The sequence below is a fragment of the Streptomyces sp. NPDC000878 genome (assembly GCF_053599695.1).
In genome coordinates this window covers 220,189-246,299 of sequence record NZ_JBSFMT010000001.1, presented here as the reverse complement: position 1 = coordinate 246,299, position 26,111 = coordinate 220,189, and the positions used below count along the sequence as shown (strand labels likewise).

The 26,111-nt window shown below is 68.9% G+C and carries 21 protein-coding genes; 9 read left to right on the top strand and 12 right to left on the bottom strand.

From position 1 onward, the window contains the following. Positions 1-522 carry a peptidase inhibitor family I36 protein gene (locus ACWDR4_RS00975; protein ID WP_450402193.1) on the bottom strand — a complete coding sequence of 174 codons (522 nt, stop codon included), beginning with the start codon at positions 520-522 and terminating at the stop codon, positions 1-3. Continuing rightward, positions 519-1,475: a hypothetical protein gene (locus ACWDR4_RS00970; protein ID WP_450402191.1), complete on the bottom strand. Its 957-nt coding sequence runs from the start codon at positions 1,473-1,475 to the stop codon at positions 519-521. Before ACWDR4_RS00970 ends, ACWDR4_RS00975 begins: the two co-directional genes overlap by 4 nt. A gap of 188 nt (positions 1,476-1,663) precedes the next feature. Between ACWDR4_RS00970 and ACWDR4_RS00965 the strand changes: the two genes are divergently transcribed. Then, complete coding sequence (locus ACWDR4_RS00965) at positions 1,664-2,695, top strand: ArsR/SmtB family transcription factor (RefSeq protein ID WP_450402189.1); 1,032 nt, start codon at positions 1,664-1,666, stop codon at positions 2,693-2,695. Positions 2,696-2,776: 81 nt separating this feature from the next. Here ACWDR4_RS00965 and ACWDR4_RS00960 read toward each other — a convergent pair whose 3' ends face one another. Continuing rightward, entirely contained in the window at positions 2,777-2,986 is a 210-nt protein-coding gene (locus ACWDR4_RS00960) for a DUF397 domain-containing protein (RefSeq protein WP_450402186.1), read from the bottom strand. Next, positions 2,983-3,810 (bottom strand): helix-turn-helix domain-containing protein, encoded by an 828-nt coding sequence (locus ACWDR4_RS00955; RefSeq protein WP_450402185.1) that lies wholly within the window; start codon positions 3,808-3,810, stop codon positions 2,983-2,985. The genes ACWDR4_RS00960 and ACWDR4_RS00955 overlap by 4 nt, the downstream gene beginning before the upstream one ends. 106 nt (positions 3,811-3,916) lie before the next feature. Between ACWDR4_RS00955 and ACWDR4_RS00950 the strand changes: the two genes are divergently transcribed. The 5 genes from ACWDR4_RS00950 (at position 3,917) to ACWDR4_RS00930 (ending at position 7,000) form a co-directional block, all read left to right on the top strand. Beyond that, positions 3,917-4,138, top strand: a complete 222-nt coding sequence (locus tag ACWDR4_RS00950) for a hypothetical protein (RefSeq protein WP_450402182.1) — start codon at positions 3,917-3,919, stop codon at positions 4,136-4,138. Further along, positions 4,135-4,326, top strand: coding sequence for a hypothetical protein (locus ACWDR4_RS00945; RefSeq protein WP_450402180.1), 192 nt, complete (start codon positions 4,135-4,137; stop codon positions 4,324-4,326). Before ACWDR4_RS00950 ends, ACWDR4_RS00945 begins: the two co-directional genes overlap by 4 nt. A gap of 8 nt (positions 4,327-4,334) precedes the next feature. Next, complete coding sequence (locus ACWDR4_RS00940; RefSeq protein ID WP_450402522.1) at positions 4,335-5,486, top strand: methyltransferase domain-containing protein; 1,152 nt, start codon at positions 4,335-4,337, stop codon at positions 5,484-5,486. Between the two features lie 51 nt (positions 5,487-5,537). Continuing rightward, a complete protein-coding gene (locus ACWDR4_RS00935) occupies positions 5,538-6,194 on the top strand; it encodes a DinB family protein (protein WP_450402177.1) in 657 nt (218 codons plus the stop codon). A gap of 239 nt (positions 6,195-6,433) precedes the next feature. Beyond that, positions 6,434-7,000, top strand: a complete 567-nt coding sequence (locus tag ACWDR4_RS00930) for a DUF1062 domain-containing protein (RefSeq protein ID WP_450402175.1) — start codon at positions 6,434-6,436, stop codon at positions 6,998-7,000. Between the two features lie 105 nt (positions 7,001-7,105). Here the strand turns inward: ACWDR4_RS00930 and ACWDR4_RS00925 are convergent, their stop codons facing one another. The 6 genes from ACWDR4_RS00925 to ACWDR4_RS00900 all read right to left on the bottom strand — a co-directional run bounded on the left by ACWDR4_RS00925 (position 7,106) and on the right by ACWDR4_RS00900 (position 22,013). After that, positions 7,106-7,756, bottom strand: a complete 651-nt coding sequence (locus tag ACWDR4_RS00925) for an RDD family protein (protein WP_450402174.1) — start codon at positions 7,754-7,756, stop codon at positions 7,106-7,108. Next, positions 7,753-8,340 carry a hypothetical protein gene (locus ACWDR4_RS00920; protein WP_450402172.1) on the bottom strand — a complete coding sequence of 196 codons (588 nt, stop codon included), beginning with the start codon at positions 8,338-8,340 and terminating at the stop codon, positions 7,753-7,755. Before ACWDR4_RS00920 ends, ACWDR4_RS00925 begins: the two co-directional genes overlap by 4 nt. 299 nt (positions 8,341-8,639) lie before the next feature. Beyond that, positions 8,640-15,527: a polymorphic toxin-type HINT domain-containing protein gene (locus tag ACWDR4_RS00915; RefSeq protein ID WP_450402170.1), complete on the bottom strand. Its 6,888-nt coding sequence runs from the start codon at positions 15,525-15,527 to the stop codon at positions 8,640-8,642. Positions 15,528-15,598: 71 nt separating this feature from the next. Next, complete coding sequence (locus ACWDR4_RS00910; RefSeq protein ID WP_450402520.1) at positions 15,599-19,177, bottom strand: LamG-like jellyroll fold domain-containing protein; 3,579 nt, start codon at positions 19,175-19,177, stop codon at positions 15,599-15,601. A gap of 550 nt (positions 19,178-19,727) precedes the next feature. Beyond that, positions 19,728-20,861, bottom strand: coding sequence for an IS701 family transposase (locus tag ACWDR4_RS00905; protein WP_450402168.1), 1,134 nt, complete (start codon positions 20,859-20,861; stop codon positions 19,728-19,730). Positions 20,862-21,014: 153 nt separating this feature from the next. Then, positions 21,015-22,013, bottom strand: a complete 999-nt coding sequence (locus ACWDR4_RS00900; protein ID WP_450402166.1) for a small ribosomal subunit Rsm22 family protein — start codon at positions 22,011-22,013, stop codon at positions 21,015-21,017. A gap of 176 nt (positions 22,014-22,189) precedes the next feature. Here ACWDR4_RS00900 and ACWDR4_RS00895 point away from each other — a divergent pair, with 176 nt between their 5' ends. Genes ACWDR4_RS00895 through ACWDR4_RS00885 form a run of 3 tightly spaced genes read left to right on the top strand, consistent with a single transcriptional unit; the run spans position 22,190 to position 23,644 of the window. Further along, positions 22,190-22,558 carry a type II toxin-antitoxin system RelE/ParE family toxin gene (locus ACWDR4_RS00895; RefSeq protein WP_450402164.1) on the top strand — a complete coding sequence of 123 codons (369 nt, stop codon included), beginning with the start codon at positions 22,190-22,192 and terminating at the stop codon, positions 22,556-22,558. Further along, positions 22,558-22,881: a helix-turn-helix domain-containing protein gene (locus ACWDR4_RS00890; RefSeq protein WP_361452072.1), complete on the top strand. Its 324-nt coding sequence runs from the start codon at positions 22,558-22,560 to the stop codon at positions 22,879-22,881. The genes ACWDR4_RS00895 and ACWDR4_RS00890 overlap by 1 nt, the downstream gene beginning before the upstream one ends. Before the next feature lie 31 nt (positions 22,882-22,912). Next, positions 22,913-23,644: a class I SAM-dependent methyltransferase gene (locus ACWDR4_RS00885; RefSeq protein WP_450402161.1), complete on the top strand. Its 732-nt coding sequence runs from the start codon at positions 22,913-22,915 to the stop codon at positions 23,642-23,644. A 7-nt stretch (positions 23,645-23,651) separates the two neighbouring features. On the opposite strand, the gene ACWDR4_RS00880 is transcribed toward ACWDR4_RS00885, so the two are convergent. Together ACWDR4_RS00880 and ACWDR4_RS00875 are read right to left on the bottom strand one after the other, a co-directional pair. Then, positions 23,652-24,836 (bottom strand): serine hydrolase domain-containing protein, encoded by a 1,185-nt coding sequence (locus ACWDR4_RS00880; protein ID WP_450402160.1) that lies wholly within the window; start codon positions 24,834-24,836, stop codon positions 23,652-23,654. Further along, a complete protein-coding gene (locus ACWDR4_RS00875; RefSeq protein WP_450402158.1) occupies positions 24,788-26,101 on the bottom strand; it encodes a multidrug effflux MFS transporter in 1,314 nt (437 codons plus the stop codon). The genes ACWDR4_RS00880 and ACWDR4_RS00875 overlap by 49 nt, the downstream gene beginning before the upstream one ends. Positions 26,102-26,111: the final 10 nt, after the last annotated feature.

Sequence of the window (26,111 nt, the reverse complement as noted above, 5' to 3'; positions counted from 1 at the left end):
TCAGCAGGCGTAGTGCGGGTCGTGGACGTAGTCCGCGTCGTCGGTGAACCACCGGTGCCCGCTGACCGCGTTGTCCGCCCAGCCGCCGTCGAGGAATCTCTCGTAGCCCAGCGACAGATCGGCGTAGTAGCTGCCCGCCTCGATGCAGAACGACGACTGGTTCGTGCTGGGGTTCACGTCACGGCGGAGCGCGACCTCGCTGAACAGGCCGGGGAACCCGTTGTTCCACACGGACGTGGCGCGGTCGTTGAAGTTGCCGCAGTCATCGCCCCACCACGCGTCGTCGCGGTCCCACCGGCACCAGTCCCCCTGGAAGTTGGGCAGGTCGTAGGCGTAGAGGTAGCCGTCGGCGCCGTCGGCCGCGGCCAGCCCGCCGAGGTCGGCGCCGGCCCGTACCGGAGTCGGGGCGCCGACCGCCGTCGCAGACGGCCGCGCGTCCGAGGCGGCCATGGCGGGAGCCGCTCCTGTCACCAGCCCGATCACCGCCGCCGTTGCCAGGACGCTCCGTACGAATTGCCTCATCTCGTACCTCTCTTCTGGGTGTTGTTCTTCTGGGTGTTGTGCCGCGACGGTTCTTCGTCGCGGACGATCCGCTCCGCCTTCGGCAGTGCGGCGAGCCGCATACGCCGGGCGTTGGTCACATCGGCGCGATACCGCTCGCGCACATCGGCGAGATGCCGTTCCTCGACGTCCCCTGCGACCGCCGCCAGGCCGGAGCCCACCGCACAGGACGCCTCCGCGACGGCGTACTCGACCTCCTTGGCCGCGGGCGCCGAGTCACCCAGCGCGGCCCGCAGGGCCCCCGGCGACTCGTGGGGCAGTCCGCGCCCGGCCACACAGTCCGACCAGCGGCGCAGCGCTTTCGTGTACGCGGGGTCCGTCAGCGCCCGGCTCATGGCCAGCGCCGTGACACCGCGGTCCACGGCGTCCGCGCCGAACCAGGTGCGGAATTCGCCGTACAGCTCTCCGCGAGCCTCGCTGGTGCACCCCCGGGTGCTGCGCCCCGTCGTTGCGCCGCCCGGCAGGGTGACCTCGACGGTGTCCACGCCGCCGCCCTGCCAGGCGCGCAGTGCCTCGGCGCGCCGCTGCGGCGTCAGCGCGCGCAGGTAGTCCCCGACCGGGTCGTTCGCCCGCAGTCGGGCGATCTCTCCGGGAGTACGGACGCGGGAGCCGTAGCCGTGCTCGCGGGCCCACGGCACGTCGGCGAGGACGAGCGCCATCGGTGGCGGCTCGGTACCGGTCCGGGCCGGCTCGGGTGCCGTCGGCAGGTGGAACCCGGCGCGGGCCATGCAACGCCGCTCCAGGATGTCCTCGGCCAGGCTCAGCGTCGTCAGCTCACCGGTGGTCGCCTGCCGCGGGAGCGCCGCGTCAGGGGCTGCGAGCTCGGGCCGCTCGGTCGCGTCACCCGGTCCACAGGCGGTGAGCGTCGCGAGCAACAGCAGTGGCATCAGTGACAGCACGGAAGATCCGCGCACCAGGTCTCCCCCCTACCCGTACGTCGATCGGTCGCCTTCAGGCTGTCCGGGGGGCTCTCGCGGCGCATTCACTTTCGGTCTCAGCCGAAAGACCGGGCTCACGGGACCCTTGTGAACGCGACGGTGCAACTGTTCGCACCCGCGCCGCACTCTTACTGCACAACCAGTCGCCTCGGGGGGCTCTGCCTGTGCTGAACATCTACTTCTCTGCTGAGGATCTGGGGCGGGTCCGCCTTGCCCAGGCGCCGGATCCGGCCTGGGAGATGCTGCTGAGCCTGCACGCGCTCGGCGGCTCACCGGACCACATCGTGTTCGGGCCCTGGCGGGCCACGGTCGCCGACCCGCTCGACCCGTCGATCTCCCTGCTGCGCCGGCTCGCGCCACCGCGTGGCTACTCGCCCGACTTCCTGACGCCGGGCGCGGGCACCACCCTGGAGTCCGCCGTCGACGCCATCACGAGCGTCGACCGCACCCGGCTGCGCAGCGAACTGGCCCTGCTGCCCGCCCGGCGCCAGGCAACCCCATGGATACGTCGGCTGGCCCAGGGCGAGCCGGAGACGATGCGCGGGCTCGGCGGCGCCATACGCCGCTACCACCAGCGGGTACTCGGCCGCCCATGGCACCGCATCCGCACGGTGATCGAGGGCGAACGGGCCTTGCGGGCGCGCGACCTCCTGGACGGCGGCGTCGAACGGCTGCTGGGCAGCATCCATCCGCTGGCCCGCTGGGAGCCGCCGGTGCTCAGGGTGGACTACCCGGTACGTCAGGATCTGGTCCTGAACGGCCGGGGACTGCTCCTGATCCCCTCGTACTTCTGCTGGGGCCGCCCCATCACGCTCCGAGACGGTGAGTTGAACCCGGTCCTGGTGTACCCCGCCAACCGGAGCCTCCAGCTGCTCACGGACGACTCCGGGACACCGCGGCCGGCCGCTCTGGGACGCCTTTTAGGACGTACTCGCGCGGCGGTCCTGGAGGAGATCGCGGCGTCCGACGGCACCACAGGAGGGGAGCTCGCCCGGCGGCTGCGCATCTCGACCGCCTCGGCGAGCGAACACACCACGACCATGCGGGACGCGAACCTGATCATCAGCCAGCGGGTGAAGAACACCGTGTGGCACACGCTGACCCCGCTCGGCCAGGCCCTGCTGGAAGGACGCCGACCGGACGACGAGCCGCCCCGTCCCACGGCCGGGGCCCACAGCGGAACACGGCCGACGTGACGACACCGCCCTGCGGCCACGGCCCGGGAATCGACGGCAGCGGAGCTTTCGCCGCTGGGCGGTGTCTACGGAGCCAGTCGGTCAGACGGCGCCGAACTCGCCGCCCTTGACGCCCTCGACGAACGACGAGAACGCCTCGACGGGGAGACCGAGAACCGGACCGCTCGGGTTCTTGGAGTCACGGACGGGGACCACGCCGCGAGTGGCGGCGAGGTTTGCGGCGACCGCTACGCAAGCGCCGCCGTTTTCGCTGTACGAGGACGTGAACCAACGCGGGGATTCGGTCGTCACGGGGTGCCCTTTCGCAACTGCTCGATCATGGCCACAGAAGCTGCCTGAGAAAGCGCTTCAGCCTGTAGCTGATGGTAGGCCGTCAACAGAGGCAGTACGAACGTGCTTTCCCGTTCGAGATGACCACGATGGGCGGACTCGGCGTAGGACACGAGCGAACGGTCAGGCAGAGTCACGATGTAGAGCGGCAAGCTGAATGGACGCCTGGTCCCCATCTCGAACGGGGCAACCTGGAGGACAGTATTCGGCAGCTCGGCGAACTCGACAAGCCGCGCCAACTGGGCGCCCATGACGGCGGGTTCGCCAATCGGTCGACGGATGCAGCCTTCGTCCAGCACCACGAAGACCATCGGCGGGGGTGTCCGCAGAAGCGTGGCCTGCCGTTCCGCGACGAGCGCGACGCGTTCGTCCGCCTGATCGCTCGTGATCGCACCCCGCCGGACGTCACTGTGCGCCAGAACCGCCGCGTACTCCGGCGTCTGGAGCAGACCGGGGACGACACCCACCTCGTACAGCCGGATCTCCGCAGCCTGCGCCTCATGGTCGACGAACTGCGGGAACCCTTCCAACAGCCCCGCGTTCCGCACCTTACGGAACGCTCGCTCGAACGTGTCGCCCGTCCCGAACACCGAATCCGCACTACGCGCGAGGCGCAAGGTTGGAAGTTTGCGGCCGGTTTCGACCGACGAGATATGGGTGCTGGAGTACCCCATCCGCTCTGCCAGCTCTTCCTGCGTCCAGCCACGCTCTTCCCGTGCAGTGCGTAAGCGCGCCCCGAAGGCGGCCTGGGGCGAACTGTCCGGGTCCAACTCCTTGCGGTTCAAAGTTCGTTCATCAACCTTTCGTGCTCGCCTGACAAGTTGAAGGGTTCCCGCCTCTCGGTCACGCTGAAACACCTTAGTAGTGGAGCGACTACGGAGAGGAGTGATCGTGTACGTACCGACGCCCGGCACACTCGTCGTGGACACCAGCCGTGAAGGCCGAGTTGGGGAGTTCCGGGGTACGACCGGCCCGTACTGGTCCCTGCGTCCGATCTGCGGCGGAACGGAGTGGGACGCGGTTCCGGAGCACGTCCGCCTGGCAACACCCGCCGAACGTCTCAGCGCCAGAACGGCGCGTGAGAACGCGAGGAGCAGGGGTGAGGTGGCATGACCCACATCACCAACGCCGACACCAACGCCAACACCAACAGCACCACCAGGCCCACTGGTTGTCCGGTCTGTCAGGAACTCGACCAGGAGGAAGCCGCCGCCAGAACGGAGTGGGACGCGAGCAAGGTGACCGACTGCCGCGTGTTGCGTGCGCGGCACCTCGCCGCCGAACACGGGGAGCAGCCGTGAACTCAGTCGTGAACTGGGAGAAGAGGGCCGGCGTACTCGCCGACCAGGTGACCGACCCGGATTCCCGGTGGCGCCCGTTGGTAGCCGCTGTCCCCCGGCACGAGCTGGTCCCGCGCTGGTGGGACGTAGACGGGACGGGGAGCTGGGTTCTCCGCGAGGGCGGAGGCGACGACCCGGACGCATGGGCTGAAGCCGCCTACGCGGACCGGTCGTTGGTCACCAGGGTCGGCGAACTGCACGCCGACCACGCGATGCCCGACGACCGCCCGGAAGGGCTGCCCACATCGTCAGCCACGCAGCCGAGCCTGATCGTCCGGATGCTCCGGCACGGCCGACTCGGAACGGGACTGTCGCTCCTGGACCTGGGCACCGGCGCCGGTGGCCTGGCGGCGTACGCGTGTTGCCGTATCGGGGATCGCTACGTGACGAGCCTGGACGTGGACGGCTACCTGACCACAGCGGCGGCGTCCCGCCTGGCCACCTTGGGACTGCACCCCAAGTTCATCACCGGGGACGCGACGGAACGCGTACGGGGCACATACGACCGAATCATCTCGACGGTCGGACTACCAGCTGGCCAGGGACTCCGCCCGGCGCTGGCCGCTCTGGCACCGGGCGGCCGCATCGCGACGACGCTCGCACGGACGTCTCTCATCATCACGGGCTGGAAGCAACCGAACGGCGATGTGGTGGGCAGGGTGGAACACGACACCGCCGGCTTCATGCTCACACGCTCCGGCGACAACTACCCGCCCCCGCTCACGGAGTTGTTCACCCACGCTCGCGAATCGACAGGGGAGACGACGACCACGGGCCGCTATCCGGTACTGGACGTGACGAACGCGCGGGAGCTCCGCTCAATGCTGGAGGTAACGACACCTGGCGTCGAACTCGCCTACGAGACCAGCGGCCAGACACGAACCGCCCTCCTCGTACACCCGGACGGTTCGTGGGCGCGCGCCTCGGCAGAAGGAACGGCCCCTCCGGAGGTGCACGAAGGCGGCCCACAAAACCTCTGGCAAGCCCTGGACCGCATCCGCGAACACCTCAACGCGGAGGGCTCGTTGCCGTTGCTCGGCGCACGGGTCCGCATCACACCCGACGGGGTGTGCCACCTGTGGCGCGGGCAGTGGCGGGCGTCCATGGGCGGGACTTCGTAGAGCCCGGCTGCCAGTGCTGGGCTGTCAGTGCTGAGTGGAAGACTGCCCGGCATGATCGAGCCGAATCCGAAAGCGGACCTTCTCCGATACCTGCAAGAGGCGCGTGATGCCCTGCTGTGGAAGCTCGACGGGCTCTCGGAATACGACGTCCGCCGCCCGCTGACCCCCACGGGCACGAACCTTTTGGGGTTGGTCAAACATGTCGCCAGTATGGAACTGGGGTACTTCGGCGACACGTTCGGACGGCCGTTCTTCGGCGAGGAGCCGCCGCCCTGGTGGTACACGGAGAGCGCGGAGCCCGAATCGGACATGTGGGCCACTGCCGACGAGTCGCGCGAGGAGATCGTTGGGCTGTATCGCCAAGCGTGGGAGCACTCCAACGGCACGATCGCGACGCTGGCACTCGACGCGACCGGTCACGTCCCGTGGTGGCCGGAGGAACGCCGAGAGGTAACGCTGCACCACATCCTTGTGCGCGTGATCTCCGAAACTCAACGGCACGCCGGCCACGCCGACATCGTGCGAGAGTTGATCGACGGGGCCGTCGGTTATGCGCAGGGAAACGACAACATGCCACCGGGTGACGGGGCATGGCGGGAGAGCCACCGGAGCCGACTGGAGCGCGCGGCGCGGAAGGCCTCCGGCCGAGAGGACAGCGAAGACAGCACCGATGCGGGGCCGGACGGCTTCAACGGTGACGGTGACTGACCAGCACCGATTCTTCTCCAGCGCCGACCACACCGCCCGCGAGGCGCTCGAAAACCAGTGGAACGGCGCCGCCGTGCGCCATTACCGTGCTGCCTGACCAGAGTCGTCTAGGCAAGGACGTCCCGTTGTACACCGTGTGAGACCCCCCGAGTGCTGATCTGTCGCGCGTCGCACATCCAGGCATGTGCGCCGTGCTGCTTTTTGCTGCGGACTTCTCACACTGAAACCGGTGTACTTCTGTGCTCGAAAACTGGGTTGTCATGCCCACCTGCCTGCCGCTCGTTCGCCGCCGTTGCCACGCGTGCGCGTCCGACACCTTCCGGACTAGCGGCAAATTCCGCGTCAACGCCAACCACAAGCTCCTCGACGTCTGGCTCCTCGCGCTCTGCACAGCCTGCGGGGAGACCACGAAGCTCACGGTCCTGGAGCGCCTGAACGTACGCTCCGTACGACCCGAGCTGCTCGACCGACTCCATGACAACGACCCCACCCTGGCAGCCGAGTTGCTCCAGGACCCGGCCGTACGGCGCCGCAACCGCATCGCCCTCGACTGGGACAACGCCTGGCGCCTCGACACCGGCGGATCGGATCACCTGGACCGCGAGGTGAGCGAGGTGAGCGAGGTGATCGATGTATCGGTCCGGTTCGCGGCGCGGATTCCTGTCCGGCCGGTGCGACTGATCGCGGAAGGCTGCGGTCTCTCACGGGCCGAGGTCGAGAGACTGATCAAGGAGGGCAACCTCGTCTCGGCGGTCCGACTGAGCGGCAAACTCTCCGGCGACTTCACCTTCACGCTGAAGCGCTGAGCCCTCCCAGAACCAGGGGTCTGTCCGGCAAGATCCGGGCCGGGCAGGCCCCACCTGCCTACTCCCCGCATGGAGGCCTCCGTCAGAGAAGCCCCCGAAGCCTGACTAGCCCTGATCCCTCTCCACCGCCGGCCACCTCACCACGACGGTGCGCGCAGCGCGGTCGTACTTGCTCTGGTGGTAGGTTCCCCGATCCTTGGCCATCTGGGCGAGCATGATCGCGCCGACCAGCAGGTTCAGCCCGGGGATGCACATGAAGGCCGCGCGGTCGAACTCCCTGACGAAGGTGTCCTTCCAGGACGGCGGAAGGGTCCCGTCCGACCACAGCCGGACCACCCGCAACCCGAGGATCCGCTTCCCGACGGTCGCACCCCACAAGTGCACCAGCGGCAGGAAGTACGCCAACCCGCCCGCCGCGAACCCCAAGGGCACGAGGACGATCAGCGCGGCCCCGTCACTCGATGCCGCCGCGGCCATGAAGCCGAGGCAGGCGAACACCGAGGCGATCACCGTGTCCACGAGGCGGGCGGCGATCCTGCGGCCGTTGGAGGCGAGCACCAGCACGGGGCTGCCGGTCGCGGCGGCGACAGCACCCACATCATCGACGTACTCCACGGACGCCCCCGGCGGCCGGATCCCCCGCACCGGATCCATACCGGCCAACTGCTCCCGGTACCACTCCCGCCCCATCGCCCGGGCAACCATGGAGGGAACCCCCTCCACACCCTCACGATTGACCGCAGCTATGTCGTTCATTCGCTCATCTCTCGCTCAATGAATGCACGCAACTGCGCCAGTTCGTCAGAGCTTCCGTCGCCCTGAAACAGGTTCGCGGTTACGAAGGAAAGAATCCAAGCAATGCTTGAAAGAACTTCCTGAACCAAACCCGACTCTACGATGCCCCGGTCCACGCCCCGGTCGCGAAGATCAACACCGGGATCCAGTAGAGCCATGTAATCGGCCGCTTCATACAGGTTCTTGGCCACCAACTCCGCCTGACCCGCGTCAGCCGATCTGGAGCATTCGAGCGCATAAAAGGCTCCGGCAATCACATGCTCCACGACGCCGAGCTCACCCTCGTCGTCCAGGCTGAGGACTTCCTCCAGGTCCATGAGGAGCGGGTCCGCGGACTCAGAGTCCGCGGACCCGTGCTCGACGAAGCTCCAACAAGTTTCGACTGCTCGTCCGGACTCCGCCGAAACAGATTGCACACCGGAGCGCGAGCCGAATTTCAGCAGGAGCACCTCGGCACAGGCTGTGGCAAACACCCTTCGCTGCACGGCAGTGAGAATTTGAAGCTCGGAGAGCAGGACATCCTCGTCGTAGTCCTGAAAGGGCATTTGTCAGGTGGCCGGGATTTGAGACGGCCGAAGCGACAGAGTGGGCTGCCGACCTGGGTCCGCAGCCAACACGAGAGCCCTTCGAACTTCGCCGATATGCTTTGTCGTTTCTTCGATCGTGAAACGGTCGTCCGTAACGCGCGGAGGATTGACGTGACCGTAGGCGCCCTGCACAGTCAGCTCCACGCCCACCCCGAATGGGTGAACACACAGGATTCTCGCATCAACGACGCTCCCGACGAGGTCGGAACCGATCTGACCCCACGCCGACACAGGAAGGTCGTGGATGTCCTGCCCCTCTACCATGGAGCCCACAGCTTATCCTTTCCTATCGTCAGCTGATTGAAAAGTTCAATCTTTGCATGAGGTATCTCCCATTCCTTCCCAGGGCCGCCCTCATAATCGAGGCCTGTACCGAAATGCTTCTCGAATTCCGAGCGATTGAAAGTGAACTTGGTGTAGAAGTCTTCATGTGTACCGACCGAATAGTCGGCATAGCCCTTGATGACGACATCCTCCGAACCCACGTAGGCCAAACCATTCCCTCCAGCGTGACGGCTCGGGTTGAGTCCATTGGCAAGCTCATCTTCGCCATTTCCCCGCTGCGCAGCCCGGTACACGTGGATCAAGTCATCGTCGCCAGTGCCGCAATTGTGCACCAGAACCGGCGTAGCCCCCGCCACCACGTAGTACGTATGCGTGACAGCGACCGTCAGATCGTTGGTGAGGTGTGGCCGGTGCCAGATCTTGACGGTCGATATCGCGACCGACTCACCCGAGGCCGTGTGCAGGGTCATGCCGGGCTTGAGATGGCCGGCGTTGATCCAGTCCTTTGCGGAATCGACCCAGAACGGGTGGGTCACCGTCGCCACGAGCTTCGACGACTTGGCGCCGTCGCGGATCGTGATGGTGGCGAAGTCCTTGTCGTGCTTGGTGGTGATCAGCTTTTCGACGGTGCGTGACTGGCTCTTCCCCGATTCGGGGTCGGTGGCCAGGACCTTGTCGCCCTGCTTGATGTCCTTGATCTTCTTCTCGTGGCCGTCGGCCATGAGGACCTTGGTGGCAGGCAGGAAACTGTGGGTGCATTGGGCCGCGCCGCTGCGAGGTGCGGCCGCTTCGGCTCGGTCGGCGCCACTGGCCACACCGGAGCTGGCAGTCCCCTCCGCCGTGGTGTCCGCCGCCTTGGCCCCGGAACTCGTCGCCGCCTTGGCCGCGGCGGCCGTTTCCGTTCCCTCCGCCACAGCCGCCGCACCCGCCCCCGCGATGCCCGCCGCTCCCGCGACAACAGCCCCGCCCTCGCCGATCACGCCCGCCGAGGCACCCACCACGGCTCCGCCGAGGCTGCCCATCTCCGCGCCCGCGGCGAAGCCCTCCGCCCCCGCCACCAGGACCGCTCCGCAGCCGCCCGCTGTCGCGACCACGCAGGCGACCACGCCCACGACAACGGCCGTGGCCACGACGGCCGCGATGACCGGGTGCTGCTGGACGGCGTGGTAGGCCTTGTGGACAATCTTGGAGCCGTAGCAGGACAGCGACCAGCCGCAGCTGTGGTGGGAGCTTCCGCCACCGCCTCCCCCACCACCGCCGCCACTGCTGGTGCCCCCACTGGCCGTGCCGGTGCCGGAGTCGTAACCCACCGCCTTCTGGGTCGCGGCGTCGCAGTTGGCGAGGTCGTACTGGCAGGAGTTCGGCCGGGAGCCGATTTCGAGGCCGCTGGGATCGCTGCTGGTGAGGGGGTTGTCGGCAGCGTAGGTGTAGCCGTCGATCTGCTGGGCGTCGGTCAGCTCCAGGATGGGGTCGTCCGAGACGAAGCGGCCGATCGTCGGGTCGTATTCGCGGGCACCGAGGTGGGTCAGACCGCTTGTCGTGTCCTGGATGCCTGCGACGAAGCCCTTGTCGCCCAGCCACACCGCTGAAGCCGGCTGGGTGCCTCGTGGGTTGCCGAAGGGATCCAGGCGGCGGCGCGTCACCGTCTGCGTCGTGGCGTCGACGGCGGTCTCGGCCGTGTCGTGGGCGTCCGTCACCTGCCACTGGAGACTGCCCGAACTGGTGCGGACGGCGACGGTCCGGCCCGCCCACGTGTAGTACCGCGTCCCGGTGGTCGTGGTCGTGCCCTTGGCGAGGCGGACCTCGGTGTCGCCCAGGTAGAGGGTCGTGCCGGAGTCGTCGCGGGAGAGCAGCCGGTTGCCGTCGGCGTCGTACAGGCACGACACGGAGGTGCCGTCGGCGTTGGTGGCCTTGGCGAGGTGGCCCTCGGCGTCCCAGTCGAGGGTCTGGGTCCTGCCGTTCAGGGTGCGGGTGTGCGTGTTGCCGGACGCGTCGTAGGTGTAGGAGTCGGTCGTCGACGTGCTGCCCGTGGTCGTGGTCGACGAGGTGAGGGTGTGGGCCTGGCTCGTGCCGGCCGGCGGGTAGACGAACGACGTGGTGGTGTCGGCGGCGCCGGCCGTTGTCGCGTGGTCGGTCTGGGTCTTGCGGTTGCCGAGGTCGTCGTAGGTGAAGCTCTGCCAGTACGGTGCCGGGCCGCCCAGGACGGCGGTCGACGCGTCTGCGGCGCAACCGTCCGTCGCGGTCCAGGCCTGGGTGAGGCGGTCGTGGCCGTCGTAGCGGTAGCACTGGACGTCGTCGGTGCCGTCGGCGTGGGTGGCGGTCCTGGTGGGGTTGCCGTAGTCGTCGTACGTGTAGGTGGTGTCCTGGACGGGGGCGGTCTGGGCGTCGTCCGTGACCAGTTCGCGCTGCAGACGGCGGGTGCCGTCCTCGTAGGTGTTGGTGACCTGCAGCCACTTGGCGGTGTCGGACGAGGAGACGCCGAGAGTGACCTGTCCGATGTCACCGAGCTTGGTGTACGCCGTCTTCTGTACGTAGCCGGTGGCGCCGTTCAGCGTCGTCGGCATGCTCAGGCTGTTGTAGCCGTACTCCAGGGACTCACTGGGCAGGCCGCCGGCGGCCGGGTCCGAGGTCACCTGGACGGTGCCGTCGAGGTTGTAGCCGATCGTCGACGTGTACGAGCCGGCCAGGGCCTCCTCACCGGTGACCGAGGGAATCGTGACCCGGGTCAGGGTCGGCCGGTACAGGGAGTCGTAGGTGCCGACCTGGCTGATGTACGCCTTGCCCGCGCTGCCGCCGACATAGCGGATCGCCGAGGTGGGCAGGCCCTTCAGGATCGAGTCGTACGTCCACTTGGCCAGTTCGTGGGTGGCGTCCTTGGTGGTGCCGTCGTACATGTCGGTCCGGCGGCCGAGGGCGTCGTAGCTGTAGCTGAGGGTCTTCTCGTCGGAGGTGCCGACGGCGGTCGTGGTGGAGGCGACCTGGTCGAGTTCGTTGTACGCGGTGGTCGATGTCCCGGTGTCGGGGTCGGTGGCGCTGGTCTTGCGGCCCAGCAGGTCGTAGCCGTACGACCAGGTGTTGCCGTCGTCGTCGACGACCGACTTCAGGCGGCTCTTCTCGTCGTAGGCGTACTTGATCGACGTGTACGGGCCGGACGGGCTGCCGCTGTCGTACTGCCGGGTCTCGGTGGTGCGGCCGAGGGTGTCGGAGAGGGTCGTGGTGGCGATGCCGCCCTGCGGCGGGGTGACCGTCGTGCGGTCGCCGCCGTACGACGTGGACGTCGTCCACCGTTTGGCGCCGTTGGCGTAGAAGTCGGCGGCCGTGGCGCGCCCGGCGCCGTCGTAGGTGGTGAGGGTCTGCGCGGGGACGGCCGAGGTGATGTTCACCAGCGCCCCGGACGCGTCGGTGGCGTCGGTGTAGTCGGCGTCGGCCTCGACGGCCAGGCCCCGGCTGTCGTACTTCGTCTCGGCGATGACCCGGCCGCCGTCAGGTGCCGGGGTCTGGGTCTGGCGGGGGCGCAGGAGCGCGTCGTACAGCGCGTACGTGGTGTCGTACGTGGTGCCGTCGTTGTTGAGCTTGCCGGTGGAGACCGCCGAGGCCGCGGTCTTGGAGATCGTGTACGTGTAGACGAGGCTCGCGGTCTGGCCGGCGGACTTGGACCGGTTGGGCAGCCACAGGGCCGTCACGCGACCGAGGGGGTCGTAGGTGTACTCGGTGCGCTTGCTGTTCGGGTCGACGACGGACGTGGCGATGCCCCGGGCGGGGTCGAAGTTCGTGGTCGTCGAGTACGTCTTGGCGTCGGTGGTGATCGTGCTGGTGAGGGGGCCGCCGGTGGTCGGCGTGTACTTGGTGGTGCTGACGGTCGCCCCGTTGGTGTCCTTGACCGAGTCGACCCGGCCCTGGGTGTCGAAATGGCTGGTGGAGACCGTCTGGTAGACCGGGCTGCCACCGGAGTACGAGGACAGGCGCTGGGTGGAGGTCTCGTCGCCGAGGGTCGGGGCGGTGCCGTAGGCCTGGCTGTCGTAGAGGGTGCGGGCGTCGGAGATCACGTCGTCCGGTCGCTGGGTCGTGGCACCGCAGGCCACGTCGACCGTCTCGACCCGTACGGGGAAGGCCATCAGCCAGTCGGTGGTGTTGCTCGCGAGGGTGGTGCGGGTGCACTGCTCGTCACCGGTGACCGCGCTGTCGCCCGAGTCGTCGACCGTCAGGGCCGCGCCGGTCGAGTCGTCGTAGGTCGTGGTGACCGTGGTGTTCCGGGTGCCGCCGGAGGACAGATCGGTGCGGTTGTGGACGGCGTGGGCGCGGGTGTAGCCCGAGGCGCGGGTGCCGTCGGTGCCGGTCTGGTGGATCCACTGGTCGGTGATGGTGCCGGAGACCTCGGCGCTGCCGTTGTAGGAGACGGTCTCCCGGACGTTGCCGGCCAGCGGTTCGGAGTCGGTGACCGAAGTCCCCGTGGAGTCCGTGACCTTGACGCTGCGCGTGCTGCCGTCGGACTGCTTGTCGCCGTCCATGCCGCGGAAGTACGTCGCCACCGTCTTCGTACGGGTCGACTGCGCGTCGCCGGTGGTCGTGGTGACGCTGCCGTAGCCGCGCCACTGCGACCAGGTCTTCCGCTTGGCCGGGGAGGTGACGTTGTCGCTGTCGTAGTGCCAGGCCGGAGAGCCGCTGTAGGTGTAGTCGGTCTCCTTCAGCGGGCTGCCGCCCGTCGGGTCCGACTCCGTGACCTGCGTGACAACGTACTTGTGGAACCAGTCCAGTTGGGGATCGGTGGTGTACGGCGGCTGCCAGTACGTCGGGAAGCAGCGCAGGGTGTCGGAGTCGGGGGCGCTCGGCATGGTCGTACCGGCGACGCACTGCGGGTCGGAGTAGTTGACCGTGAGAACCGAGCCGGTCTCCGAAGTGACCTTGCGGACACGCCACTTGACGAGTGCCGCGATGTCGTCGTGAGTGGTGTCGACGCGGTTGTAGAGCTGGACGCCCTCGAAGGTGACCGGCGGCATGGCGACCGAGCCGCCGTCCTTGCCGGTGCGGGTGATGGACTTCAGCCACAGGCCGGCCGAGGTGCCGTCACCCGGGTCGGGGAAGGACTGGTCCAGGGCCCAACTGTCGGCGGACCGGTAGGCCGGGGTGGCCAGGCTCGCGTCCCAGACGCTGGTGGTGACGCCCGTAAGCCGCTTGCGGGAGAAGAACGTCGGCCCGGTCGCGTCGCACACCTTGCCGGAGGCGCAGATCTGGTCGAAGGGCACGTCCGGCCAGTGCGAGGCCGTGGCCGACGTGGGCGAGGCGCAGGTCTCGGTGCTGGTGACGAGGCAGCGTTCGGCGGTGGTGAAGGCGACCTTCTCCGGGGCGGTGCCGAAGACCGTGGAGGCGGTGATGCCGTAGTCGATCCCGCTCAGGTAGCCACCGCGGTCGTACACCGTGCCGTTGGCGGTGGTGGTGCCGCTCTTGGCGTAGTAGTTGGTCTCCTTGGTGTACCAGTACGACATCGCGTTGCCGTGCGGGTCCACGACGTAGTCCAGGTTCCAGCGCCAGGCCTGGGTGAGCGCGCGGCCGGAGAGGGCGGTGCCCTGGTCGTAGCCGGGTTCGCCGGAGTCGTCGCCGAAGACCGGGGCGGTCCAGGTGGAGTTGGTGACGGCGGCTCCGGTGGTCCAGCCGGGGAGACGGTTCTTGCCGAAGACGTACTGGGTGCCGTCCTGGGTGGTGACGGTCCAGAACTCGCCGTCGTTGTCGCCGTTCACGGCTCCGGTGGAGTGGACGACCCGTTCGCCGTCGTCGGTCTTGGGGTGCCAAGTGGCGGAGGTCTTGTCCTTGATGAGCGGGCTGGACTTGCCGCCGAGGACGAGGGTGGCGTTGTCGTTCGCCCAGCACTCGTCGTTCTTGCCGGACTGGCCGTCGTCGTCGCAGGAGTCGTACGAGCGCTCGATGTAGGACGTGGAGAGGTCGAAGCCCTCGCCGACCCAGGACGGCTGGTTGTTGGTCGACGGCAGCCGGCCGTCGACGCTCTGCGAGTCGTAGGTGATGGCGAGGTTCGGCGCGGGGCCGCCGTTGGACGGGGGCACCGACAGCGGGTACGACCAGGTGAAGTCACCGCTGGAGCCGCCCGCGTTCCAGGACGCCGAGGGGTTGAGCGAGGTCGCCTGGTAGGAACCGGCGCCGGACTTGGCGGCAGAGGCGGTCGCGGCGAACGCGGTCAAGGTGGCAGAACTGACCGTCGCCGTGGTGGTCAGGGTGTGGTGTGCGACGTCGTTCGTGGTGGCGACCGGCGTCGTCGTCCGGCACTTCTTCAGCTTCGGGGTGGTCAGAGCGCAGGCAGGCAGGCGGACCAGGGTGAGGCGGGAGGCGTAGTCACCGCCGAAGGCGTTCGCGAAGCCGGAGTAGTCCAGCGTAAGTCGGGCATGGCCGGTGCCCTTGCGGCCGTCGGCGCGGGCGACGGAGAGCACCGTGCCGTTGATACCGAGGGCGGTCGCGGTGCCGTGAGCGGCCACCTTGACGGCCACCTTCGCCGGAGCCGCGCCCTTGGCCGGGGCACTCACCTTCAGCGGTAGCCGTCCGACCGATGCGGTCCTGGCGGCGCTCGCCCCGGACGCGACAGGCAGGGTGGCCGTGGCGGCCGTGGGCCAGACGGCCGGTTTCGCGACCTGAGCGGCCGTGCGGGCGGCAGCGGCCTGGGCAGGGTCCTTCTTCGCGAGCGTCCTGGTTTGGAAGGGCACGGCGGTGCCGTTCCTGGCCTCGGGCACGTCCACCGTGTGGTGGCCGTGCCGCGCGGTCGCCCAGACAGCCGGGGCTGTGCCCAGCCCTGCGGCCACCAGGGCGCTCGCGGTGAGAGTGACGACCCACAGCCGTGTCCGGCGTAGCCCACCCATGACTGCACTCCCCGTTCGTGTAAAAGTCCGCTGTAGGTCTGCCGCTTCGCCCGTGAGAGGAGCCGCCGCCGTCACAGCGGGATGCGGAATTCGTCGGTGTACATCTGGTGGATCGCGGTGTCGGACATCTCGCCGGTCCACACGCGTACGTCGTCCACGAGGCTGTGCGCGTAGTCGCTGTACGCGCCCGAACTGATGCGTCCGCGGCCGATGTTGAACGTGCCCGTGGCCTGCCACGGCTGGGTGAAGACGATGCCGTCACCGGTGTCGTCGTCGGTGTCGGTGTCTCCCTGGGCGCCTTGCCGGACTCCGTTGACGTAGAGGCGCAGTTGGTGGTGGGCACCGTCGTAGACGCCGGTCAGCAGGGTCCACTCGCCGGGGTCGACGAGTTGGGCCGAGGCGATGTTCGCGGGCACTGTCACGACGGCACCGCTCGTGGTGTCGGCGGTCGTGCGGCCGAACACCCACATGCCCTGGGTGGAGCCCGCGGTCTGGTCGTACCACAGGCCCCAGGAGTCGCGTACGCCGCCGGACTGGGTGACGATCCGCATGTGGTGGGCCACCGAGGTGTCGGACAGCGCCGCCGCGTCGAGCCTCGCCCAGGCGGCCACGGTGAAGTCGCCCTGCGAGTCCACGATCGGGCCGGGAGCGGTGGCATCGGCGGTCGAAGTCCCGTCCAGGGAAAGGACATTGCCCCGGCCGCCGTCGGTGTCGGTGGTCCAGGTGCCACCCGAGCCGACGGTGGCGGTGTGGCCGTAGCCGGAGGAGTCGGCGGTACTGGTGCCCGAGGTCTCCTCCATGGCCCAGTCGGCGGCCAGCGCGGGCCGGGCCTGGCCGCTGCTCGCGTCGGTCATGGCCTGGAGGTCGGCGATCTCCTGCTCGAAGAGGGTGCGGTTCCAGACGGCCACCTCGTCGACCTGGCCGGGGAAGTAGTCGGAGAACGCGCCGCCGTACTGGCCCCGGGCGATCTGCAGTCCTCCGGTGGACTGCCAGGCGGTGGTGTAGGCGACGGGGTCGCCCTGCGGAACGCCGTTGACGAAGAGCTGGATGGTCTGATCCTGCGCGTTGTACACGCCCATCAGGTGGGTCCAGACACCGACTTCGGGGGTCGTGGTCGAGGTCGAACGGACGATCGTCGGCGCCGCGACATCACTGGCGTACCGGTTGAAGACCCAGGCGTTGTAGGAAGTCGAGTAGTAGAGGGCGAACGCCGATCCGTTGGTTCCCGCCTGGGAAAGGGCCACGGCGTTGTGGGAGGTGCCGGTCAGCCGGACCCACGCGGAGGCGGTGAAGCTCTTGGTGGTGTCCAGCACGGAGGAGACGGTGGCCGCGTACGAGGAAGTGCCGTTGGCCTGCACCGACTTGCCGAGCCGGGCGTGGTCGGACCAGGTTGCGGACCCGGCCAGGGTCGCGGCCCTGCCGCCGATCGCGTCGGCCGCCGTCGTACCGGTTCCCTCGTCCATGGACCACTGGGAGACCGGACCCGTGCCGGGAGAGACCTTGAAGTTGTAGGTGTAGCTCTGCGAGGAGATGTTCCCCGCCGAGTCCCAGGTCTGCACGGTGAGGGTGTTCAGGTCGCGCACGTCGGGAACGAGCGAGACGGTGTAGCTGCTCGTCGCGGTGGTGAAGGTCTTGGTCCGCACCGGGTCGTCGTTCAACTGATAGGTGTACTTCACCACGTCCGAGGCGCCGTTGGCCTTGAGAGTGAAGGACGCGGGGACACCGACACCTCCGTAGGCCGTGCAGTCGTCAGGGCTGTCCGGGCTCGCGCACTCCTGGTACGTCGTCGAGTCCACGTCCGGCTGGACGGGAGCCGTGGTGTCGACGCGGAACCAACAGCCGGGACTCCAGGCCGAGTACATGTAGCCGGTCGTGCCGTCGAAGGAGTACTTGTACTGGCTGCGGGCGCGGAACCAGTACGTCTGCCCGTTGGTCAGGGCCGGTGTCGTCCATGTTCCGGCGGTGCCGGAGGCCGTGTACGCGGAGGGACTTCCGGAGCCCGCCGACGGATCGGTGGCGCTCGCGTCGTAGCGGTACACCTCGAAGTTCGGGCGCAACGTCGACTGCGAACCGTCCGCCGACTTCGGCGCCGCCGCCAGCGTGGGCGTCGTGTCACGGATCACCGCCGCTGTACCGCGACTCGCGGCGCATGCCAGGTTCGGGTTCGACATCTTCACCCCGGTCGGGGCGCTCGGCTTGGACACGAACGTCACCGACAGGGTGGGCTTGGTGTCCGACGGGGAGGCGAACTGCTTCCACGCGATCTCGTCGTTCTCGTCGGCTGCCCGCAACCCGAGGGTAGTGGCCGAGGCGGACTGGCCGGCCGTGTAGCTGACCGCGCTGGTGGCATCAAAGGAAACGTTTCCTCCCGGGCAGGAGGACGAATACCCCTTCGCGGCACTGACCGAGTCCACCTGCGCGGCCCACGACGGCTGCGCCGACCATTTCGTCGACGCCGAGATCGACCCGGTGCGCCACAACTGCACCGACTTGGCCGTGCAGTTCGCCGACCACACCTCCAGCGCCGTGAAGGTCGCCGACAGGATCTTCCTGCCGCCCAGGGTGTGGGTGTCGAACTGGTACAGCGAGCGCGCCTTCTTGTTGTCGACCCAGGCGTCGTAGCCGACGCCGAGCGAGTGCGAGGTCTTCCAGAAGGACGTGGAGGGCGAGGTCGACCACACCGTCGTCCACCCGGTCAGCGAGGCGCTGGTCGTCTGCGGGTCCAGCACCACGGGGTAGGTGGTGTCGGGGTCGTCGAGGAACGCCTGGTCGGGCTTCAGGGTCAGCGCGTCATCCGAGACCGTCAGGTCCATGGCGGTGGACCTGGCTCCGGGAGCCGGACCGTCCAACGCGTCGGCGTCCGCACTCCCGGCCTCGTCGGACGCGTCGGCTGTGGCGGCTGTGGCGGCTGTGGCGGTGAACGACGTCTTCGAGACCTTGGACGACGTGGCCGCGGCCGGGGCGGGTGCAGGGGTCGAGGAGTCGTACATCAGGGCTGTGCCCGTGGTGAACACCGGGCGCCCCTGGTCGTCCACGAACGCGGCGCCGCCGGAGTCCGTGTCATGGGCGGAGACACCATCGACCGAGACGGGGAACCTGATGCTCGACAACTCCTCCGCCTGGGCCGCTTCCCGTGACTTGACCACCAGGTTCTCGCTGAAGCCGTCCGGCGTGGCCTGGACGACCAGGTCCGTCCCAGGCATGACATCCGCGTACGTCGCCGTGGAGCCCGACAACGTCGGTGCGGGCAGGGTCCACGGCGAGTCGACCCGGTAGGTCTTCCCGCCCTGGCTGATGCTCGCCAGAGCTTCGCGGGATCCGCCCCCGGAGAAGGTGACGTCGGCCGCGGCGGCTTTCGGTACGACTTCGCCGGACGAGGTCGTCTCCAGGTCGGTGTCGACGGGCACCCACCCGGACGCCTTTTCCACCCGCACCGGTACCGGATCGAATTCGACGGTGAATGTGCCGTCCGGCTGCGCCTTGACGAGTTGCGTGGGAGTCGTCTCCGCACCTACCTCGATAGGAGAACCGGATTCCGCGGCTTTCGCCGATGCGATCGCCTCGGGCGACAGATCACCGGTATCGGCTGCCGCCGCCGAGGCTTCCGACGCTGTCGCGGCGACCGCCTGGGAATTGCCGACGCCCAACATGGACACAAGAAGTACTGACGCGACGAGCCAGGCTCGTCCCCCACCCCGCCACATAACCCCCGCCTTGCTTTACAGGTTCCTCACAGCCGGGCGATCAAAGCTCGGGGGGTCATCTCACGTCAACCACTCCCCGTCGGCACAAAATCGAATAATTCCGCCCATGTGTCGCATCGGGCAGGTAAAGGGAAGGAGTAGAATGCACGATGGGAAGGACAGCGAAAGGCAAACGAAGCCCAAAGAGGATTACCCCTGACGACTCAGGGACCCAAGGGATCGACAAGAAAAAGAAAAATACCGACCCTTCGTCGAGCGGGCAGGGGGAAGCGGAGAATTTTCCTTTACTCGCTTCATGCCGACGCCCTGGGGCAGAGCTAGTACTACAGCCGGTGGTTTCACGGTGAGTGAGCGCGTGCGGCTCGGGTGCGGTAGTGGCTGGTTCGGGCTCGGGTCTGGTGGCGGGTGCGCCAGCGGTGCCAGTGCATGGCGAGGCAGGTTCGGGCGGTTCGGGCGGGGGCGAGGACGATCCGGTCGTACAGGCGGCGGATCTCGTTCACGGTCGGGGGTCGGGAGTCATCGGTGGGGCGGGTATGAGCCGGCTCCGGACGGTGACCAGGAAGGCCATGGCGAGCATGCACACGGTGGTGTGCCGGTACCACGAGCACCACTTGCGTACCTCGTGCTCGTCCAGCCCCACCTGTCCCTTGGCGACCTGGAACGACTCCTCCACCATCCAGCGCTGTCCGGCGGCGGCGACCATCTCGGCCAGGGTCGTGTCCGGGTGGGTGTGGCACAGGAAGTAGGCGGTCTCCCGGACGAGTTCGCCGGTCTTCTTGTCCTTCTTGTTGGGCACGGTCGAGCGGCGGATCAGCAGGTGACGTTCCCACTCCGTGGAAAGGGAGGCGAGTTGGACGGCGGCCCAGTCGTACTCGCGAGGGCCCTTGGCGCCGTCGGCACAGGACCGGCGCTCGAAGGCATCCTCCGGCACCAGTGCCCACAGCTCGCGGGCCTGCCGGGTGCGGCCGTCGGGCAGCGGCAGCACCTCGTCCTTCGGGACGGCGAGCACGTAGCGGACCTGGTGTTCCTCCAGCCAGGCGCGCAGCGCCCGGCACTGCCCGTATGCCTCGTCGGCCAGGAAGTAGGTGAACGCCACCGAGGCCGCCAGCGCGCGCTCCAGCATCCGCCGGGCCAGCTCCGGCTTGGTGGCCACCGCGCTCGCGCGTTCGGGCGGGATGCCCTGCTCGGCGCACCGGCGTTCGTGCTCCGCGGTGGCGCCGGCCCAGTTCCTGCCGAGGTAGAGCTCGGCGTCGATCAGCGTGCGACCCCGGCGGGACCCGTACGACAGGTGCACGCTGACCTGGGCGTTCTCGACCCTGCCCGCAGTCCCGGTGTATTGCCGCTGCACCCCGGCGGTCTTGGTGCCCTTCTTGATGTCGCCGGTCTCGTCCGCGATCAGCACCGCGTCGTCGGCGGCCAGGGAGGCGACCGCGACGGCGCGGACCCGGTCGCGCAGTTCGTCCGCATCCCACGCGGCCTTGGCCAGGAAGCCCTGCAACCGGTCCGGATTGGGGTGGCCGGCAGCCTCGGCAAGCTGCCACAGGTTCTTGCGCGGCACCTCGCTCAGCAGCCCACGCACCATCGCCCGCAGATTCTCCCGGGAAGCCGGACGCGCAAACACATCGTCCACCGAGGCGCACAGCGCCTCTAACTCCCCCTCAAGCGACCGGACTTGGCCCTCAGTCAGCTCGTCCGTCCGCACCACGCCCAGCGGCAGTTTCAACCCCACGAACGGAGCAACGAGCCAACCACCGTCACGTCACGTGAACCACCGGCTGTAGTACTAGTCGCCGCCCTCCCCCACCGGCGGCCAGGCATCCCCCCAGTCCGTGTCACGAGCGGCCCGATAGAGCACCCCATGCCGCTTGGTGACCGTGGCCCGGCGCAGCGAAGGCTCCGTCTCGCACAGGTCGAGCAGCACCTGGCCCTTGCGGATCTGCGGCTTCCGTACGACACGGGCGGTGGCCGGAGTCACCGGGAAGCGGGTCGCGGCCACGTAGCTGAACTTCTCGTCCTCGTACGGCAGGGAGCCGCCCTTCACCTTGCGGTGGAGGGAGGAACGGCTGACCCGGGCGGAGAAGTGGCACCAGTCCTCGCCGGGGACGATCGGGCAGGCCTCGCTGTGGGGGCAGGGGGCGGCGATGTGGAACCCGGCACGCACGAGCCGCTCGCGGGCCTCGATGATCCGGAGGTAGCCGTCGGGGGTGCCGGGCTCGATGACGACGACGGCCTGGGCGGCACCGGCCGCCGCGTCGACGACGGAGGCACGGTCGGCCTCCGTCAGCTCACCCAGGACATAGGAGATCGTGACGAGATCAGTGCTCTCGATTCTGAGCGCCGCTCCAATCCGAGAGCGCTGCCACTCCGCCCCCTTCAACTCCGGGTTGGCGGCGGCGATCTCCCGCCCGAGCGCGAGCGCGGGCTCGGCCCAGTCGAGCACGGTCACGGGCCGTACGCCCTCCCACACCGCGTTGACGGCCCAGGTCGCGGCCCCGGTCCCACCCCCGACGTCGACATGACTACCGGGCGCCCAGCCAGGCGCCGCCTCGGCGAAGGCGTCCAGCGCCGAGCACACCGCCTCAAAGGTCGCCGGCATCCGATACGCGGCATACGCGGCCACGTCCGACCGGTCCCGCAACACGGGCGCATCGGTCGGCGTCCGCCCCCGGTAGTTGGCAATCAGCCGCTCGACCGCCTGCGCGGCCACCTTCGGCGGCAGTCCGTCGAGGAGCCCGGCGAGGGAGGCGCGTAGGGCGTCGGCTGGGGAGACGGGGCTGTTCACGGGGTGATTCTAGAGGGGGTATGTGAGGGGGACGGGTTCCCCTCGGGAGCGGCTGTGAGCCGCGCGAATGGTGCGCATGGGTGGGCATGGCTGGGCCTGATCTGAGGGCACCCCCTAGCACCCCCTCAAGCCTCAAGACTTGCCTCATGCAATCGAAGGTATATACCGTTGATTGCATGACGGGGCGCTGGGAGATCGAGATCGAGCCCGAGGTGCGGGATTGGCTGGAGTTGCTTCCGTTCCGCCTCTACCGGCGGGTGGAGGACAAGACGGACCGTCTCTTGGACGAGCCGACGACGCTCGGTGAGCCGTACTCGCGTCACCTGGGCGGCAAGCTGCGTGAGCTGCGCTTCGAGCTGGACGGCGAGGCCGTACGCATCCCGTACTGGCTCGCCCCCGGACAGCGGATCGTTCTGTTGACGGTGTTCCGGAAGACGAGGATGCGTGAGGCGGCGGAAGTCGAGCGTGCGCAGCAGGCCCAGAAGCTCTGCGAGGCCGAGCACGACCACGCCGAGCACACCTACGATCGACGCAAGGAGGACTGATGAATCACAGCACCTGGAGAACGCGCCGGGCCCGACAGCTCGCGGGTGAGACGGTGGAGTACGACCAGGAGTACGTCGACGCACGGCTGGCCGGCGATCTCGGGCAGGCGGTCTACGACCGTCGGATCGAGCTTGGCCTGTCCCAGGCCGAACTGGCCGAGCGGGCCGGGATGACGCAGCCTCAGGTGTCCCGAATGGAGGGCGGCGACACCGTGCCCACTCTCCCGCTGCTGCGACGCCTGGCCAAGGCCCTGGACGGCACCCTGAACCTGGCCATCGACGAGGGCGACTCCCGCGTCACCTTCACCCCGCACGCCGCCTGAACCCGGGCCCCGCCCCCGCTACCTTGCCCCCATGCCCGACGAATGCTTCCAACACCCCCGCCTAGCCGCCATCTACGACCCCCTCGACCCGGATCGCGGCGACCTGGACGCGTACGTCGACCTCACCACCGAGTTCTCCGCCCGTCGCGTCCTCGACATCGGCTGCGGCACCGGCGTATTCGCCCTGCTCCTCGCGCACCGGGGGATCGACGTGATCGGCGTCGATCCCGCCCTCGCCTCCCTCGACGTCGCCCGTGCCAAGTCCGGTGCCGAGCACGTCCGGTGGATCCACTGTGACGCGACAAGCCTGCCGCCCCTCCAGGTCGACCTCGCGACGATGACGGCGAACGCCGCCCAGGAGATCGCCGACCCGGACGCCTGGCAGCGCACCCTGCGCGGTGCCTACGCCGCCCTTCGTCCCGGCGGTCACCTCGTCTTCGAGACGCGGGATCCGGCGAAGCGAGCCTGGGAGCAGTGGAACCGTGACTCCTCGTACCGTGTGACCGACATTCCCGGTGTCGGCGCGGTGGAGACGTGGGTCGAGCTGACCGGCGTCAACACCCCACTGGTCAGCTTCCGTTGGACCTTCGTGTTCGGCGCCGACGGTGAGGTGCTGACCTCCGACTCCACCCTGCGTTTCCGCGAACGGGACGAGATCGAGGGCGAGTTGCTCTCCCAGGGTTACCAAGTGACCGGCGTGCGCGACGCGCCCGACCGTCCAGGACGGGAGTTCGTGTTCCTGGCGCAGCGGCCGGCACGGTGACGCGCCCTCATCTTCCCCGCACCCCCCGAGCCACCCGATCCCCCACCCCCACCCTCGGCCCGTTCCCCACGCGCCCCCAACTCCGCTTCGGATGCACCGCGTTGGTGAGCAGTACCGCGAACGTGTCCGTGGCCCGGTCCAGGACCAGGGACGTGCCCGTGAAGCCCGTGTGGCCCGCCGCTCCTCGCCCCGCCAGCTCCCCCATGAACCACGGCTGGTCGACCGTGAAGCCCAAGCCCGGCCGCGTCAGCAGGAGTTCCACGTAGTCCGGGCCCAGGATGCGGGCCGGGCCGTACGAGCCGCCCGACAGGAGGCAGCGGCTGAAGACCGCCAGGTCGTGGGCCGTGGAGAACAGGCCCGCGTGGCCCGCCACCCCGCCCAGCGCCCACGCGTTCTCGTCGTGGACCTCGCCCCGCACCATCCCCCGTTCCGCCTTGCCCCACGGTCTGCGCTGGTCCTCGGTCGCCGCCGCGTCGGGGCAGGGGCCGAAGTCGGTCGCCGTCATACCGAGGGGGCGGGTGATGCCCTCGTGGATCAGTACGTCCAGCGTGCGGCCCGTGATCCGCTCCAGGACATACTGGAGCAGGAGCATGTTCAGGTCGGAGTACGCGTACACACCCGGCCTTGACGACGGGGCCTCCGACCTCAGCAGTGCTCTGCGCGCCGCGTCGTCCGGGCAGTCGTACAGCGGGAGTTCGGGGCGCAGGCCCGAGGTGTGGGTCAGTAGCTGGCGGACCGTGATGTCGTGTTCGCCCGCCGCCGTGAAGTCCGGCAGGTACGCGGCCACCCGCGCGTCCATGCCCAGCGTGCCGCGCTCCAGCTGCTGCACCGCCGCCACCGCCGTGAAGAGCTTCGTCACCGACGCCAGGTCGAAGGCGGTGTCGACCGTGGCCCGGACCCTGGCCCCCGGCGGGAGTTCCACTCCCGTGTCCGTGCGTTCGTCGTACGACGCGTACCGCACCGCCCAGCCCGCCGCCGCCCGCACCGCGATCACCGGGCCGCGCCCGACGATCACCACCGCGGCCGGGGCCCACGGGCGCTCGCCGGTCGTGAGGGCGCGTACCTCTCGTACGAGGTGACGCATCTCCTCGGGGTCGAGGCCGGCCCGTTCCGGGGTGTCGACGCGCAGTCTCGGTGCGGCGCTCAGCTCTCCGCTCCCTCCAAGGTCGTACGTGCGTTCCAAGGACGGCACATTCCCACGAAGCAGCCGACCGCCACCAGTGCTGCCGCCAACTGGACGACGGCCATCGGGACGGCGGTGTCCTCGCCCGCGATGCCCACCAGCGGGGAGGCGACCGCGCCGATCAGGAAGGAGGTGGTGCCGAGCAACGCCGACGCGGCGCCTGCGGAGTGGCGCGTGCGCAGCAACGCGAGCGTCTGGGTGTTCGGCATCGCCAGGCCCATCGCCGACATCAGGACGAACAGGGCCGTTGCCACCGGGAACAGGCCTGCCTCGCCGAACACTCCCGTCGCCATCAGAAGGAGTGCCGTCGCCGCGAGCGTGATGACCGCCAGGCCCACCGCCAGCACCTTGTCCATCGACACCCGGCCGACCAGCACCTTGCCGTTGATCTGGCCGACGATCACCAGCCCGACCGAGTTCACGCCGAACAGCAGGCTGAACGTCTGCGGGGAGGCGCCGTAGATCTCCTGGATCACGAAGGGGGACGCGGCGATGTACGCGAACAGGGCCGCGAAGGCGAAGCCGCCTGCCAGGACGTATCCGCTGAAGACGCGGTCCGCGAGGAGGGTGCGCATCGAGCGGAGTGCTTCGCCCACTCCGCCGCCGTGGCGGTCGGCCGGGGCGAGGGTCTCGGGGAGGCGGAACCAGACCAGTACCGCCAGTGCGATCCCGACCACCGTGAGGACGGCGAACACTCCCCGCCAGTCCGTCACCCGCAGGATCTGGCCGCCGATGAGCGGCGCGACGATCGGGGCGACCCCCGAGATCAGCATGAGGGTGGAGAAGAAGCGGGCCATGGCCACGCCGTCGTAGAGGTCTCGTACGACCGCCCGCGCGATCACTATCCCGGCCGAGCCCGCCAGACCCTGGACCAGCCGGAAGGCCACCAGGAACTCCAGGCTGGGCGCCATGCCGCAGAGGACGGTGGCGACCACGTACACCGCCAGGCCCGCCAGCAGGGGGCGGCGGCGGCCCCAGCGGTCGCTCATCGGGCCGATCAGGAGCTGGCCGAGGGCCATGCCCGCGAGGCAGGCGGTGAGGGTCAGCTGGACGCTCGCGGCGGGCGCGTTCAGCGAGGTCGTGACCTCGGGGAGGGACGGGAGGTACATGTCCATGGCCAGCGGGGGCGTCGCCGTCAGCCCGCCGAGGGTGAAGGTGACGAGGAGGCCGGTGCGGCGCAGGGAGCGGTCGGGGGCCATGGGCAGGGGGACGGGTGTGGGTATCTCTCCCTGGGAACTTCTCTCGTCCCGCGCGGTTCGGCCACGCTCGGGCATACGCCCCTCC